The organism is Enterobacter sp. 61D5, assembly GCF_034107965.1.
Classification (GTDB): Bacteria; Pseudomonadota; Gammaproteobacteria; order Enterobacterales; family Enterobacteriaceae; genus Enterobacter; species Enterobacter cloacae_M.
Genome location: NZ_JAWNFK010000006.1, coordinates 296344 through 311358, shown reverse-complemented (window position 1 = coordinate 311358; position 15015 = coordinate 296344). Strand labels below are relative to the sequence as shown.

At 56.8% G+C, this 15015-nt stretch carries 13 protein-coding genes; 7 read left to right on the top strand and 6 right to left on the bottom strand.

Annotated features, from left to right (window positions below; all coding sequences use genetic code 11):
* Window position 1: 1 nt before the first annotated feature.
* Both treY and treZ read right to left on the bottom strand, forming a co-directional pair.
* Entirely contained in the window at window positions 2-2470 is a 2469-nt protein-coding gene (treY, locus tag UTM25_RS06660; protein WP_194399261.1) for a malto-oligosyltrehalose synthase, read from the bottom strand.
* Complete coding sequence (gene treZ / locus UTM25_RS06655) at window positions 2467-4254, bottom strand: malto-oligosyltrehalose trehalohydrolase (protein ID WP_320714499.1); 1788 nt, start codon at window positions 4252-4254, stop codon at window positions 2467-2469. Before treZ ends, treY begins: the two co-directional genes overlap by 4 nt.
* A 132-nt stretch (window positions 4255-4386) precedes the next feature.
* On the opposite strand from treZ, the gene UTM25_RS06650 reads away from it, so the two are divergent.
* From UTM25_RS06650 to UTM25_RS06635, 4 genes are all read left to right on the top strand, one after another.
* On the top strand, window positions 4387-4914 hold the full coding sequence (locus UTM25_RS06650; RefSeq protein ID WP_194399263.1) for a GNAT family N-acetyltransferase: 528 nt from the start codon (window positions 4387-4389) through the stop codon (window positions 4912-4914).
* A gap of 77 nt (window positions 4915-4991) precedes the next feature.
* On the top strand, window positions 4992-5750 hold the full coding sequence (locus UTM25_RS06645; RefSeq protein ID WP_194399264.1) for a 5'-nucleotidase, lipoprotein e(P4) family: 759 nt from the start codon (window positions 4992-4994) through the stop codon (window positions 5748-5750).
* Window positions 5751-5891: 141 nt separating this feature from the next.
* The gene (locus UTM25_RS06640; protein WP_194399265.1) at window positions 5892-6878 is read left to right on the top strand and encodes an MBL fold metallo-hydrolase; all 987 of its coding nucleotides are present in this window, start codon (window positions 5892-5894) and stop codon (window positions 6876-6878) included.
* A gap of 1 nt (window position 6879) precedes the next feature.
* A complete protein-coding gene (locus tag UTM25_RS06635; protein ID WP_194399266.1) occupies window positions 6880-7791 on the top strand; it encodes a LysR family transcriptional regulator in 912 nt (303 codons plus the stop codon).
* Here the strand turns inward: UTM25_RS06635 and UTM25_RS06630 are convergent.
* On the bottom strand, window positions 7782-8666 hold the full coding sequence (locus tag UTM25_RS06630) for a LysR substrate-binding domain-containing protein (RefSeq protein WP_194399267.1): 885 nt from the start codon (window positions 8664-8666) through the stop codon (window positions 7782-7784). The two genes, UTM25_RS06635 and UTM25_RS06630, sit on opposite strands and share 10 nt — an antisense overlap.
* A 112-nt stretch (window positions 8667-8778) precedes the next feature.
* Here UTM25_RS06630 and UTM25_RS06625 point away from each other — a divergent pair, with 112 nt between their 5' ends.
* A complete protein-coding gene (locus tag UTM25_RS06625; protein WP_194399268.1) occupies window positions 8779-10266 on the top strand; it encodes a UbiD family decarboxylase in 1488 nt (495 codons plus the stop codon).
* A gap of 62 nt (window positions 10267-10328) precedes the next feature.
* On the opposite strand, the gene UTM25_RS06620 is transcribed toward UTM25_RS06625, so the two are convergent.
* Window positions 10329-11750 (bottom strand): hypothetical protein, encoded by a 1422-nt coding sequence (locus UTM25_RS06620; protein WP_194399269.1) that lies wholly within the window; start codon window positions 11748-11750, stop codon window positions 10329-10331.
* A gap of 220 nt (window positions 11751-11970) precedes the next feature.
* Here UTM25_RS06620 and UTM25_RS06615 point away from each other — a divergent pair, with 220 nt between their 5' ends.
* A complete protein-coding gene (locus UTM25_RS06615) occupies window positions 11971-12258 on the top strand; it encodes a VF530 family DNA-binding protein (protein WP_194399270.1) in 288 nt (95 codons plus the stop codon).
* Window positions 12259-12265: 7 nt separating this feature from the next.
* On the top strand, window positions 12266-13558 hold the full coding sequence (locus UTM25_RS06610) for a glycoside hydrolase family 10 protein (protein ID WP_194399271.1): 1293 nt from the start codon (window positions 12266-12268) through the stop codon (window positions 13556-13558).
* 39 nt (window positions 13559-13597) lie between these two features.
* Here UTM25_RS06610 and dsbG read toward each other — a convergent pair whose 3' ends face one another.
* Window positions 13598-14356 (bottom strand): thiol:disulfide interchange protein DsbG, encoded by a 759-nt coding sequence (gene dsbG, locus UTM25_RS06605; RefSeq protein ID WP_194399272.1) that lies wholly within the window; start codon window positions 14354-14356, stop codon window positions 13598-13600.
* A gap of 41 nt (window positions 14357-14397) precedes the next feature.
* The gene (locus UTM25_RS06600) at window positions 14398-15009 is read right to left on the bottom strand and encodes a DsbA family protein (RefSeq protein WP_194399273.1); all 612 of its coding nucleotides are present in this window, start codon (window positions 15007-15009) and stop codon (window positions 14398-14400) included.
* Between the last annotated feature and the right edge of the window lie 6 nt (window positions 15010-15015).

Here is a 15015-nt window from a genome sequence, read left to right as displayed (position 1 = left end):
ATTATTCGCAGGTAAGCAGAACCAGTACACATCCCTTTTCTGACGTTAAATTCAGCGTCTCTTGCAGAATGCGGCTCTCACCGCTGAACAGATCCCGATAGCGTTTCCCCGCCAGCTCCCCGGGTATCGCCACCGTGGTATTGACCCACAGCTGATGATTATCGGTGACATCAAAAACCAGACGCGGCACGGCGACAATCAGCGCCTCCTCGTCCTTAACGCGCGCATAGACAATCAGATTCTCCTCGCGCTCGCCGGAGACCTTAAGCGGCAGCCAGTCGCCGTAGCGGAAAAGCACGTCGTAGTGTGGTCGAAGCCGCAGCAGCGTGGCGGTGACGAACTGCTTAACGCGCCCGTCTCGCCAGCAGGCGGGGTTGTCAAACACCGTGACATCCGCCGCGCTGAGGTTGTGCACCAGCGCGTTGAAATCCGGCTCCCGCCGGTTATCCGGGTCGACGAGGCTAAAGTTAAGCGCCTCGCTGCCCTGATAGATATCCGGCACGCCGGGAGCCGTCAGCTTGATTACCGTCTGGCTGAGGCTGTTCATCAGCCCGGCCCGGATAAAGGGCTGCATCGCCTCGCTAAAATCATGCAGGAACAGCGCGTTGTCCGGCGAAAGCAGGTGCCGCGCGTAGCTCAGCACCACGCTCTCATAGCTCTCGTTGCTGTCGATCCAGTCGGTGCGCTGTTTTGCCTCGCGCAGCGCTTTCTCGAGGAAGCCGATAAAACGCGCGTCGAGTGCTTTAAGCCCTTCGGCGTCGTCCGGAGACTGCGTGGCAGGCCAGACGCCCGCCAGCGCCTGATAGATCATCCAGGTATCGGCGGCGTTCGGCGCGGTGCCGTCATTGAGAAAACGCACCTGGGTCTGGTTCATCTGTCGCCAGCGGGCCAGGTTCTCACCCCAGCGTTCCGGCGCTTCCGTCAGGGTGTAGAGACGCGCCCGGGCGTCTTCCCCGCGCTTGGTGTCGTGAGTTGAGGTGCCCAGCAGCGCGTCGGGCTGACGGGCCAGACGAATGCGCATCTCCTGGTGGAAGCGGGATAATGAAAACGCGCGCGGCGTCGGGTCGGCGCCCACTTCATTGAGCGCCAGCTCGAGGTTGTGGCGAAAGAACAGCGTGTCTTCAACGGACTTCGCCATCAGCGGCCCGGTAAGCTGCTGGAAGCGGGTTCTGAAAAGCGCGGCGGACTCGCGACAATCTTCCGGCAGGTCGCCGGTAAGAATGCGCACAATCAGACTCAGCGCCGCTTCAGAGGTCTCCACGCTGGCGACCACGCGGTTAAGCAGCGCCACGTCAGGCGGGGTTAATCCCTCCCGGGTGCCGTAGGTGCGGTAGACCGGGAAGGCGATAAGCAGCTCGCGCAGCGCGTAGCGGATCTCCTCGCGCGGCAGCGCAACCTCATTGCGGCGGGCCAGATCGTCAGCAAGGTTTAGCAGCGTAGTGAATTCACCCTCAAAATTGCGATCGGTCATCAGGCCCTTGGCATCGCGCAGTTCCGCGTGGCGATCGACCGTTATCCCCAGCGTTTCGTCGTGGATGGTCTCCAGGCGCGACAGGTTATCGTCGTCGACCAGCACTTCCGCCAGCGAGGCGATAAACTCGTAGCCGGTGGTGCCGGATACCGGCCAGTCGGCGGGGAGCTGTTCTCCCTTCGCGAGAATTTTTTCAACCGTGATGTAGCAGTCGGGTCCGGTTTTCTCCCGCAGGCGCTGCAGATACCCCAGCGGATCGGCCAGGCCGTCGACGTGGTCGATTCGCAGGCCGTCCACCATGCCGGCGTGAACCAGCTCAAGGATCAGCCGGTGCGTATCGTCGAAGACCGGCTCGTCTTCAACCCGAACGCCGACCAGCCCGGTGATCTCGAAGAAGCGCCGCCACGAAAGCTGCTTCGGCGCTTCCCGCCAGGACATCAGCCGCCAGCTTTGCGCGTCGTGCAGTTCAGCGATGCTCTTATCCTCACTGTACGTGCCGGGGTTGAGCGGATACTCGGCGTCATAGTAAACCAGCGCGGCCTTGTTCGTGACAGTGTCACGTTTTAGGGCGATCGCCCCCTTCTCCAGCTCCGCCTCAAAGGTGTCGCCGAGGAACGGCAGCGTCAGCGGGCTCGACCCGTCGATATCGAAATAGCGGAAATAGCGGCTCTGCTGGCCGTATTCAATTACGTCCCGCCACCAGGCGTTTTCCAGCGAGGTGGACATATGGTTCGGGACAATGTCCAGAATCAGCCCCATGCCGGCCTGCTTAAGCGCCGCGGCCATGCGGTCAAAACCGTCTCGTCCGCCGATTGCGGGGTCAATTTCATTCGGGTTGGTCACGTCATAGCCGTGAGTGGAACCCGCTGTGGCGGTAAATACGGGCGACGCGTAGAGATGGCTGACGCCGAGATCTTTCAGGTAAGGCACCAGCGCCGCAACGCGGTCGAAGGTCATGCCATTGCGGAACTGAATACGGTACGTGGCGGAAGGGATCATAACGATGCTTCTCCATCAGCAAAGCGAACGACAATACCGTTCGGCGGTAAAACGTCAGTGACTTCCGGCCAGGCAAAGCGCGTCTCACCCGAGAGATCGGGCAGCGCGACGGGCTTATTACCGATATTCAGCGCCAGAGAGAGCGTCCCCGACGGGAAATGCCAGCTCACCGCCACCATGCCGGGCGCGGTCTTGATTACCTTGCCCTCAACGGCGCCGCCATGACGCGGAAGCGGAACGATATGGCGATGACGCAGCGTCAGCAGGTGGCGCGTGAAGCGCAGCCACGTTTTGCCTTCATCGGTGGCAATCTTATTCCAGTCGAGTTTTGAACGGATAAACGTGTTCACGTCGTTCGGATCCGGGACGGTTTCATCGTGCCCGGCATGGCCCGTAAACTCTTTCGCGCGCCCTTCCCGCACCGCCTTTGCCAGATCGCCGTGAAAATCGGTGAAGAACAGGAAAGGATGCGTTTCACCAAACTCCTCGCCCATAAACAGCAGCGGGATATGGGGAGAAAGCAGCAGCGCGGCAAGCAGCACCCGCGTCTTGTCGGCACCGGCCAGGGTGATAAGCCGCTCGCCCTGGGCACGATTCCCGGTCTGATCGTGGTTCTGAATAAAATCGACGAAGAACTGCGGCGGCTGCGTCTGGCACTCCACTCCGCGGGATTCGCCGGTTTGCAGCGAAATCTCGCCCTGATAGACAAAGCCTTCCGCCAGCGCCCGGGCGAACTTTTTCTCCGGCTCAAAGGCAAAATCCTGGTAATACGCGTGGGTCTCGCCGGTGGCAAACACGTGGGCAGCGTTGTGGAAATCATCATTCCACTCGGCGGTGAACAGCGGCGTGTTGCCCTGTTCATCGCGCGGGTGCAGGAAAATCACGTTGCGGCTGTCTTCCGTGGTCAGGTGAACGTGGCGGTGCGGGATCGCCTCGCGGATTTTTGCGGCAATCTCCTCCAGAATGTGCGTCTCAGCGCTGTCTTTAATCTGGTCGATGGCGTCAAAGCGCAGGCCGTCAAGACGATACTCCGTCAGCCAGTAGAGCGGCGCATCGGTGATGTACTGCCTCACCGGCTCGCGTTCGTAAGCGATGCCGTTGCCCCACGGCGTCATCCGATCTACATCAAAGAACGTGGGCGACAGCAGAGGCAGATAGTTTCCCTCGGGGCCGAAGTGGTTAAGCACGATATCGAGCACCACGGAAAGCCCCAGCCCGTGCGCAGCGTCGTTAAACGCGTGGAAATCCTCCGGCGTACCGTAGGCAGAGTGCGGGGCGTACAGCAGCACGCCGTCATACCCCCAGCCGCGGGAACCGCCAAACTGAGAGACGGGCATCACTTCAAGCTGGGTAATACCGAGCTCAGCCAGATACGGCAGCTTGTCGATGGCGGCCCGGAAGGTGCCCTCCGGGGTAAACGTGCCGATGTGGAGCTCGTAGATAACCGTATCTTCCCACGGCCGCCCTGCCCAGTCCCGGTTGACCGGCTGATAGCGTTGGGGATCGATAACGATGGAGCGGCCGTTAACGTCGCCCTTTTGCGCGCGCGAGGCGGGATCGGGCACCGTCATGCCGTCCTGCAGAACAAATTGATATTCTGCACCGTGCGTGACGCCGGATACGTCTGCCTGAAACCAGCCGTCGCCAGCTGCCGTCATCGGTACGTCGCCGGCCGCCAGACGTAGCGTAAGTTCTTTCTGTCCTTCTGCCCAGACGCGAAAACGTACAACGTCATCGGAAATAAACTCAGCACCCCACTGCTTTTGAAATGTCCTGAATTCCATTCATTGTCCTCGAATGACCCACATTTTACGCGGAACGAAGTACAAGCTTAGTTCAGGATTAAAAGTGTGTTAGGCCAGCGGATTTAACCGCTTCGTCTATTCTTTATGAAATTACTCACTACCGGGAATACTATGCAGATTCGAAAAGGACTCAGTAACGACCTCGCTCGCCTTGAATGCTGTGACTTTTCTTTCACCATTAGCCACATTGCGCGAGAGCCCTTTATCCACTGCGATTTGCATATCGAAGCCGTCGCCGTGCCCTGGATTAAAACCTACGAGCTCGATATCCAAACCCTTGAAAACCACTGCGTTAATCCGGACGCCATATTTCTTATTGCCGAAACGGATGACGGTGAAATTGCAGGATTTATTACCGCTTCGATCGGCTGGAATAAATTTATCTCAGTGGATTATATTGCCGTTGAGCGTACAAAACGCAGAACCGGCGCCGCACAAAAATTGATGGCAGCCGCCCACGTCTGGGCCCGCAGCGTAAACGCGCCGGGATTACGGCTTGAAACACAAAATGTGAACGTTTCTGCCTGTCTGTTTTACCGCAACTACGGGTTTACCCTGGGCGGATACGATCGTTATCTCTACAACGCCTTACCGGAAAAAGACGAGATCGCCCTGTTCTGGTATTACATGCTGGTCTAACGGCGCGGCCTTCATATTTCTGTCATTGAATTTCATTAGGCTTTCAGGATTTTAACCACGGTGTTGAGGAAAGAAGTGTGAATTCAATGGCTAAGGCATTACTGCTGGCATTACCTGTTTTGAGTGCAACGGCAGCGGCGACGGCCGCCGGGGGCGATCTGTGTGAACCCAAAGCGTACGAAATGGCGCTGCGCTATCAGCAGAAATCGGCAGAGATCGTGGCTCTTCAGCTGCAGACGTATCGGTTTGCCACCGAGCGTTTCAACGAGAAGCTAAAAGAGCTGAAAACGCCTGAAAATTACGCCGTGGTAATGGACCTGGATGAAACGGTGCTGGATAACACCCCTCTGCTGGTGCGCGACACCGAGCAGTGTCACGACTATACAAAATGGGACACCTGGAGCGATTGGGAAAAACAGGGTAAACCCGGCTTAATTCCGGGCGCGAAGGCGTTTCTTGACCATGTGAATCAAAGCAAGGTCCGTATCTATTATGTCTCGGACCGCATGCAGGAAAATAAAGCCGATACGCTCAGGACGTTAAAAGACCTGGGACTTCCGCAGGTGTCCGATGAAAGCGTGCTTCTGGACACGGTCAGCAAGGAAGAGCGTCGCCAGAGCATCCTCAAAAAGCAGCAGATCGTGATGCTGTTTGGCGACAGCCTGCCGGATTTCGCCGTGCAGTTTAAAAATAAAAAGCCGAGCGAGCAGCAGCGTGAGTTGGTTGAGGCCAGCGCGGAACACTTCGGTAACGACTGGATTGTGCTGCCAAATGCCGCTTATGGCTCCTGGTCCAAAGCCACGCCGGACAGCTGGCACGCACCGCTGAAAAAATAACATGTTACGAGCCGGGAAAGGCAGCATCGCCACCCGGCTTCTGCGCTGTGCTATCCACTGCGTTTATAGGTCCTATCATTTCTGGGCAGGTTCTTATAATTTTACGAAGAAGTAAGATGAGCGCTTTCAAAGGAGACTCGTATGCTTACCGTGAAAAAACTTGCTCTTTCTACGCTGATTTCCAGTTCATTGCTTTTCTACCCTGCACTGCAGGCGTCGGCAGAGACGCCCCAGCACGTCGTTAAACAACCGGCGGGCGGATACAGCGTTCAGGTCGGCAACGTTCTGGTCACCTCGTTTACGGACGGGACCGTCGCGCAGGATCTTCGCAAGCTGCTGCGCCGGACAACGCCGCAAAAAATCGATGCGCTGCTCGCGAAAAATTTCCAGACCAACCCGCCTGAGGTATCCATTAACGCGTTCCTGATTGCGATGCCCGGACATAAAATTCTGGTGGATACGGGCTCAGGCCAGCTCTTTGGCCCCGGCAACGGCGGACGTCTGATTGAGAGCCTTGCCACCCAGGGAATTAAACCCGAGGATATTACTGAAGTCCTGCTGACCCACGCCCACTCCGATCACGCGGGCGGCCTGGTGAAAGACGGCAAGGTGGTGTTCAGCAACGCGCGCGTTTTCGTTGGCAAACCGGACGTCGACTTTTTCTTTAACGACGAGAATCAGAAAAAAACCGGCTACGGCAAGAACTACTTTGACGTCGCGCAGAAGACCTTAAAACCCTATCTTGATGCCGGTAAAGTGGTGCCTTTTAGCGGCACATCTGAGATTCTCCCGGGGCTGACCGGCACGGTTCATCCCGGCCATACGCCCGGCTCAGCCTTCTACACGCTGACGAGCAAAGGCGAGAAGATCACCTTTGTCGGCGACATCATTCATGCCGAGGCGGTACAGTTCCCGCAGCCTGACGTGACCATTACCTACGATGAAGATCAGAACAAAGCCGCAAGCGTGCGCGAACATGCGTTTGCGGACTTTGCGAAAAATAAAGACCTGGTCGCCGCGCCCCATCTGCCGTTCCCGGGTATAGGCTATGTCACCAAAGGCGAAAACGGCGGCTATGCCTGGGTCCCTGTGACCTATACCAACCGGGACGCCGGCAGCGCGAAATAAGATGACGCCCAGCTCTGACATGGACATAGACCTGCTCCTGACCCTGGACGCCCTGCTTCAGGACAGGAATATCACCCATGCGGCCGCACGGCTGGGTATCAGCCAGCCCGCGCTGTCCGCTCGTCTCGCGCGTCTGCGAACGCTTTTTGGCGAACCGCTGTTTATTCCCTCCCCACATGGACGTGGGGTGCTACCCACGCCGCGAGCGGAAGCGCTTAAGCCGCAGGTAGAGAGCGTGCTGCGCGGCATCAGCGCGATGTTTTCTCCCGCCACGTTTGATGCCCCCACCAGCAGTCGGACCTTTGTTATCGCCCTGCACGAAAACCCGGCGCTGATGCTGGGCAGCGGGCTGCTTAACCAGGTGGGTACCGCTGCTCCCGATATTCGCCTGCGCTTCGCCCTGCCACAGATGTCCGAACTGGCGCAGCAGCTGGAAAACGGAGATGTGGATATCTACATCGGCGTGAGCGCGGGCGCCCATGACGGATGGGTGAGGCGCAAACTCCTCGACGACGCGTTTGCCACCGCCCAGCGCAAAGGCCATCCGCGCGGGACCGGAGCGTTAGACCTGGAAAGCTACTGCGCGCTTTCGCATCTGGTGGTGTCGTCGGCGGGGGATCCGTTTACCGGCTTTGTCGATCAAACCCTGGCCGGGCTGGGCTATCAGCGACGCGTTGCGATGTCCACGCAGAGCTACGCCGTGGCGCCTGCGCTTGTTGCCGGTACTGACCTGGTGTGCACCCTGCCGGAACGGATGCTGAAACAGTTTGCCAGCACGCTGGATCTCTTTGCGCCGCCGCTGCCGCTCCAGCCGATTACCATCTACATGTACTGGCACCCGAAAAACAGCCTGGATCCGGCGAATGCCTGGCTGCGCGAGCAGCTGCTGCAGGCCGCCGGGCGTCAGGTCTGATCGAGGGTAATCAGGAATTTTTTAAGCACTTCTGAGCGAATAATCCGGTGGCAAACCAGCGTCAGCTCGCTTTCACGGAGCCGGTCGAGGATGTCCACGTAAACCACATTCTCAACGCTCACCGCCTTTGCCGACGCGGGCAGCAGCGCCAGCCCAAACCCCGCCGAGACCAGGCTTATCACCGTGGGCACGTCGGTCGCGTTTTGCACCGCGTCCGGCTGAAAGCCCGCCCCGCTGCAGGCGTCATAAAAGTATTGTTCCAGCCCCATTCCCTCCGGGTCGCGCAGGGAGATCCATTTTTCGTCCTTCACCGACGAAAGCGTTAGCGCGGAAGATCCCGCCAGCGGATGCTGACGATACAGCGCCAGCACCGTTTTCTCCGAGGCGAACGGGCGGCTTTGCAGATCGTCAGGCAGCGACGGCAGCGGCGCCCGGATAATAGCCACATCGAGCTGGTTGCTCTGCACGGCCGCGTAGAGCGTCTGCACGTTTCCCGTCACCAGCGACATGGTAATGGCCGGCCAGCGCGTGTGCATCTGGCGCAGCGCGGCGGGCAGCCTGCCGTCGAACATCGCGCTCGACACGCACCCCAGGTTTAATACCCCCTGCTCGCCCCTTGCCGTTTGCCTGGCGTCCAGAACCGCCTGCTCGGTGAGGGAAATGGCGAGCCTGGCTTTCACCAGAAATGCTTCACCCGCGGGCGTCAGGGTTAAGCGGCGGTTCGCCCGGCTAAAGAGCGTGACGCCTAAACGTTCTTCCAGCGCCTTTATCTGCTGGCTCAGGGCCGGCTGCGCCATGTTCAGACGCTCAGCGGCCCGGTGCATGTGGAGCTCTTCGGCCACCACGATGAAATGGCGCATCTGACGAAACTGCACGGAACGCTTCCTATTTTGATATTAATTTACTTATCAATTTAGCATTAATGATGCAATTGATGCTATTGGTCATTGCCATGAAAATGGAGGTATTCAAACGAGGGAGGAAAATATGGAAAACCAGATCAACGATCTCCGCAGCGCCATCGCCCTACTTCAGCGCCACGAAGGGCAGTATCTTGAAACCGATCATCCGGTCGATCCCAACGCGGAGCTGGCGGGGGTCTACCGCCATATCGGCGCGAGCGGCACGGTAAAACGTCCAACCCGTACGGGCCCGGCCATGATGTTTAACAGCGTGAAGGGCTATCCGGGCTCCCGCATCCTGGTGGGCATGCACGCCAGCCGCGAGCGCGCGGCGCTGCTTCTTGGCTGCGAGCCCTCTGAGCTGGCAAAACACGTCGGCCAGGCGGTGAAAAAGCCGGTTGCGCCGGTTGTCGTTCCGGCCTCGCAGGCACCCTGCCAGGAACAGGTATTCTACGCAGACGACCCTGACTTCGACCTGCGCAAGCTGCTTCCGGCACCGACAAACACGCCGATTGATGCGGGCCCGTTCTTCTGTCTGGGGCTGGTGCTGGCAAGCGATCCGGAAGACAGCTCGCTGACGGATGTCACCATTCACCGTCTCTGCGTCCAGGAGCGCGACGAGCTTTCCATGTTCCTTGCCGCCGGTCGGCATATCGAAGTCTTCCGCAAAAAGGCGGAAGAGGCCGGGAAGCCGCTGCCGGTGACGATCAACATGGGTCTCGATCCCGCCATCTATATCGGCGCATGCTTTGAGGCGCCCACCACGCCGTTTGGCTACAACGAGCTGGGCGTCGCCGGGGCGCTGCGCCAGCAGCCTGTCGAACTGGTACAGGGCGTGGCGGTAAAAGAGAAAGCGATCGCGCGGGCGGAAATTATCATCGAGGGCGAACTACTCCCTGGCGTGCGCGTAAGAGAAGATCAGCACACCAATACCGGCCACGCGATGCCGGAGTTCCCGGGCTACTGCGGCGAGGCGAACCCATCCCTGCCCGTGATCAAAGTGAGAGCGGTGACCATGCGAAACCACGCGATCCTGCAAACGCTGGTGGGACCGGGAGAAGAGCATACCACCCTGGCCGGTTTACCGACGGAAGCCAGCATCCGCAATGCCGTTGAAGAGGCGATTCCGGGCTTCCTGCAAAACGTCTATGCGCATACCGCGGGCGGCGGTAAATTCCTCGGGATCCTGCAGGTGAAAAAACGCCAGCCGTCAGACGAAGGACGTCAGGGCCAGGCGGCGCTCATTGCCTTAGCCACCTATTCGGAGCTGAAGAACATCATTCTTGTCGACGAAGACGTTGATATTTTCGACAGCGACGACATCCTGTGGGCGATGACCACCCGCATGCAGGGCGATGTCAGCATCACGAATATACCGGGGATCCGCGGCCATCAGCTGGATCCGTCCCAGTCGCCGGATTACAGCACCTCGATTCGCGCCAACGGCATCTCCTGCAAGACCATCTTCGACTGCACGGTGCCGTGGGCGCTGAAGGACCGCTTCGAGCGCGCGCCGTTTATGGAGGTGGATCCGCGTCCGTGGGCGCCGGGGCTTTTTACCCAGACAAAATAACCGCTTGATAGCTTAAGGCCGCGCATCAGCGCGGCCTTTCTGTCCCATTACTGCTGTTCAGGTCAGGGCTTCATTTTATTCTGTCTTTGTTTTTTCTCCCAAGGGTCATCATGACCGGGTGCTGGCGCTTCACGCACCAGGCCGCCCCATGGAGATCGATGCTTTCTTACTGATTCGGATAATGCTTTTTCTAACCGTTCATCTTCTTGACAAAAATCATTAGCCATTTTCGGCAACCCGAGATACTCAGAGAAGAGATGTAAGGTTTCTTCATAAGGAAGTTTCTTCTTCAGCAAAGGTGTTAAAAACGAAATAATCTTGCGCGATGAGTTAGAACGCTTTAACAAATAAGATAATTCCTTTTCAATTTTCTCAACCACGGGAAGCTCATTATTTTCCATTAGCGCACTGTCAATTATCTCTTTCAGAGCCAAGTACTCCCCAACACTCCTCACTGAACTTTTATTTAAGTTAAAGTACTTTTCCGGAATACCGAGCTGAACACCATCAAAATGATGGGTGCTGATAAAAATCCATTCTTCCATGCCAGCGACTTTAAATACCCCCGCAGGATTGTCCTCTACGAGGGTTTCAAAAAGATTGATTAATGCTATTTTAGTGAGAAGAACACATACAGCATGATTTAGTATAATTGACCGGGGATGCACTGGGTCAGGATCCACAACGTTCACCGAAATTTCTTTTCCTGTATCCATAGACGCATGCGTACAGACGAAGGTACTGACAGGGATGGGTTGTTTACCTTTCCAGCCAACCGCAGTCACGCTTTCTAGCTGTGCAATGCCCTCTTCTATCCTTTGCCATCTGCTGGAACTTTCACCTCCTTTGCTTTCAAAAGTATGCCACTCACCCTGAGTTGTCTCGATGAAGTAATCAGGGGTGGTCTTTATGTCCTTTTTTCGCGTAAAGCTCAGTGAAGCTTTTTCCGCAAGTCCTGCATGAATAAAATGTTTTATTTTTTCATGTCTGGAGCTTAACCAGAAAGTTGCAGACTGATAACAAAAAAATCCGCCAATGATAAAGGAAATAGTAGATTTTTCTGAACTTTCTACACACTGAAAGAAATTCTTAACTTTAAACGAACGACTATTACTAATACCAATACAAGCACTGGCCAGTTTCAACCTCGCAATCGTATATCGCCCAATACCTCTTCGGATTTGCGCATTTAATACACTTTCTGCAGTCCAGTTTATACATTGCGCATATCCACATTCTAACGCGCCAGGAATAGCATACAGATGAGTTTTGGCGACAAGAGTATCTACAGGTGTCGACATGTTCTTTGGCGGGACATAATCAATACAGACATCACTGTATGACGGGTTATTTTTCTTTTTTGTATAACCTGCATGCTGACAGAGTGAATTATACAACTTAATTTTTTCTATTTTGACGTTCCTGTTCTGGACAAGCTGAGGCGAAACCTTCAGATACGAAAATTTATTGCCGTTGTTGCTCATAATCATTTTTCTCGTGAAAGGTTAGAATCTTAGAACGTTTAGCTCCGGACGCTATTATACGTACATGCACAACACGCTTAACGCATAAATAAGGTGGGTTTACTTCTTCACAGTCACCCTGGATGCATATCCCATCTGGATTGCATTGCCGCTTCCCCTGCTTTCTTGTACCCTTTCACCGGTAACCCCAACCCCACTAAAACTGAGACCTTCGACGCCTATGACTGCACATATTTCCAACGATCCTTTGCACGGCGTAACGCTCGAGATGATGGTCAACGCCCTGGTGGCGAAATATGGCTGGAGCGAGTTGGGTGACAGAATCAAAATTAACTGTTTCAGAAAAGATCCCAGCGTTAAATCGAGCCTGAAATTTCTGCGCCGCACCCCGTGGGCGCGCGCGGAAGTGGAAACCCTGTATCTGGACTCCCTCAACGATGAGGTAAGCACAGAACAGGCGGAGCCCGCCTTTAATCCCTGGGCCAACAGTCGGATTATCAAGAGCTAATACGCAAATGACGCGACACGTAAAACGGATTGGTGCGCTGGCTGCCTGCGCGCTTTTACTTGTGAGCTGCTCCTCCAAACCGCCGAAATCACTGGTTACCCCTCTTCCCACCGCGAGTAAACCGACGCCGCAGGCAAACGAGCCGATGCGCGGGATCTGGCTGGCGACCGTCTCTCGTCTCGACTGGCCGCCGGTAGCCTCGGTGAACGGCCGCAGTGCCGATCAGCGCATCGCGATGCAGAAGCAGGCGCTGATCGGCAAGCTCGACAACCTTAAGCACCTCGGGATTAACACGGTGTTTTTCCAGGTGAAGCCGGACAGCACGGCCCTCTGGTCATCAAAAATTTTGCCGTGGTCGGATATGCTGACGGGCAACATCGGCGAATATCCGGGATACGATCCGCTGCAATTTATGCTGGATGAAGCGCACAAGCGCGGCATGAAGGTCCATGCCTGGTTCAACCCGTACCGCGTGTCGACCAACACCAAACCGTCAACCATCGCCGCCCTGAACCGGACTTCCTATCAGACCCCGTCCAGCGTCTATGTCCAGCACCCGGAGTGGGTGCGCATCTCGGGCGACCGCTTTGTTCTCGACCCCGGTATTCCGGAAGTGCGGGACTGGATCACACGGGTAGTGACCGAAGTGGTGGCGAACTACGCGGTAGACGGCGTGCAGTTCGATGATTACTTCTACGCCGAATCGCCGGGGTCCGCGCTCAATGATTCGCAGACCTGGCGGCAGTACGGCCAGGGATTTGCCTCAAAGGCCGACTGGCGAAGACACAACACGCAGCAGCTGATCGTGCAGGTTTCCCGCGCGATTAAACAGACTAAGCCCGAGGTTGAGTTTGGCGTCAGCCCGGCGGGCGTGTGGCGTAACCGCTCCTTTGACCCGGCTGGCTCGGACACCCGCGGCGCCGCGGCCTACGATGAATCCTACGCCGATACGCGTCAGTGGGTGCAGCAGGGCCTGCTGGACTACATCGCTCCGCAGATTTACTGGCCCTTCTCCCGGGATGCCGCGCGCTACGACGTGCTGACCAAATGGTGGGCCGACGTCGTTAAGCCGACCCACACTCGCCTGTATATCGGCATTGCGTTCTACAAGGTGGGCGAGCCGTCGAGAAATGAGCCGGACTGGACGGTTCAGGGCGGCGTGCCGGAGCTGAAAAAGCAGCTCGATCTCAACGATTCGCTGCCCAACGTGAACGGCACCATCCTGTTCCGGGAAGATTACCTGAACCAGCCGCAGACCCAGCAGGCGGTCAACTACCTGAAAGGACGCTGGGGAAGCTAAGTCACTATCAGGCAGAAACGCCCCGTTTCTGCCTGTTTTTTACGGCTTCGGCCCGAACATCGCCTCAAGCTGCTGCGCATCCGGCATACCGACCACCTGCTGCAGCTCATTTTCCGCATTCAGATAGTAAATGGCCGGCGTGGCGTTAGCGCCCAGGCTGTCCATCAGCGTCTGGTGCTTCTGCAGGATCGCTACCGTTTCGCGGGAAGCCCCGCCCTCTGGCTTCGGCAATTTTTTCCCACCGGACAGCTCGTATTCTCGCCAGGCCGCAACCGGATCTTTCGCATTCAGAATCGCCGAGGCGTTACGTCCGCTGTTCGGGTTGAGAAACGCCACCAGCAGCGTGTTGAGCTGCACCTTGCCCGCCTTCACCCACGGCTGGGCTTCGGCCCAGAACTGCTTGCAGTACGGACAGAACGGATCGGCAAACACAAAGACTTTACGCGGGGCATTATCCGCCCCTTCCTTCAGAGGATGCGCCGCGTTGAGGTTCTTCCACATCTCGCGGCCCATCGGGGCGTAGATCTCTTTCTGGAAATAGCCTTCGCTGAGGTTCTTCCCTTTGTCATCATAAAGATAGCCTGAAATGACGTGCTTGCCGTCCGGGGTTAAAAAAAGCGTCACGCCCATGTCCTGATACTGCCCAAGCCAGGCGGGCGCGCCGCCTGGCGCATCCAGCTTCTTGATGATTTTAATGTTCTGCTGCTCGCCGAAGTGTTTCACCACGTCCGGTATGGCATCAGCCGCCTGTACCAGCCCTGACGTCGCCAGCGCTGAAAGTAACAGTAATTTTTTCATTTCCCTCTCCGGTTTGTCGGGGGCATTCCGCCCCCTTCAGGTTAGCGGTTTTTCAGTGCGTCACTGACCATTTCGTCGAACTGTTCAAACGGCACCCAGCCGGGCAGCAATCCCTCGCCGATGAGCGTGGCGGGCGTGCCCTGAATACCCATTTTTTCCGCGACGATCAGGCTGCGCTTGATCGTCATCAGGCTCTCGTCATCCGGCGTCGTGACGCTCACGCCCGCTCGCCTCTGCGCCTCCTGAATGCTGACGTCATCGTGGTAGCCCTTTTTCGCCATCAGAGTGTGGTTAAGCTTCATAAACTGCCCCGGATCCTGACGCCAGAGCATTAACGCATCCCGCGCCGCGGTCAGCGAACTTTCCGAGCGGAAAGGTAAAAATTTAAAGACCACCGCGACGTCCGGATGCTTTTCGACGATCTTCTCCAGGTACGGATCGAATTTTTTACAGTACGGGCAGTTGTAGTCGGTAAACACCACCAGGGTGAGCTTTGGGTTTTTCGCGCCGATGCGCGGGGAGTTCGGATCGTTAAACAGAAAATCAGCGATCGTCTTCTGCGCCCGCTGCTCCTGGTCCGGCGTCAGCGGCTGGGCAGCGAACGCCTGAACCGGCGCCAGCAGGAGCAGAAGCGTAATAAGGAATTTTTTCATAACACA

Excerpts from the sequence above, each read along its gene's own strand:
- UTM25_RS06615 (WP_194399270.1), top strand. The coding sequence starts at position 11,971 with ATGACTGCACATATTTCCAACGATCCTTTGCACGGCGTAACGCTCGAG.
- UTM25_RS06620 (WP_194399269.1), bottom strand. The coding sequence starts at position 11,750 with ATGAGCAACAACGGCAATAAATTTTCGTATCTGAAGGTTTCGCCTCAG.
- UTM25_RS06600 (WP_194399273.1), bottom strand. The coding sequence starts at position 15,009 with ATGAAAAAATTCCTTATTACGCTTCTGCTCCTGCTGGCGCCGGTTCAG.
- UTM25_RS06625 (WP_194399268.1), top strand. The coding sequence starts at position 8,779 with ATGGAAAACCAGATCAACGATCTCCGCAGCGCCATCGCCCTACTTCAG.
- treZ (WP_320714499.1), bottom strand. The coding sequence starts at position 4,254 with ATGGAATTCAGGACATTTCAAAAGCAGTGGGGTGCTGAGTTTATTTCC.
- UTM25_RS06650 (WP_194399263.1), top strand. The coding sequence starts at position 4,387 with ATGCAGATTCGAAAAGGACTCAGTAACGACCTCGCTCGCCTTGAATGC.
- UTM25_RS06635 (WP_194399266.1), top strand. The coding sequence starts at position 6,880 with ATGACGCCCAGCTCTGACATGGACATAGACCTGCTCCTGACCCTGGAC.
- treY (WP_194399261.1), bottom strand. The coding sequence starts at position 2,470 with ATGATCCCTTCCGCCACGTACCGTATTCAGTTCCGCAATGGCATGACC.
- UTM25_RS06610 (WP_194399271.1), top strand. The coding sequence starts at position 12,266 with ATGACGCGACACGTAAAACGGATTGGTGCGCTGGCTGCCTGCGCGCTT.
- dsbG (WP_194399272.1), bottom strand. The coding sequence starts at position 14,356 with ATGAAAAAATTACTGTTACTTTCAGCGCTGGCGACGTCAGGGCTGGTA.
- UTM25_RS06640 (WP_194399265.1), top strand. The coding sequence starts at position 5,892 with ATGCTTACCGTGAAAAAACTTGCTCTTTCTACGCTGATTTCCAGTTCA.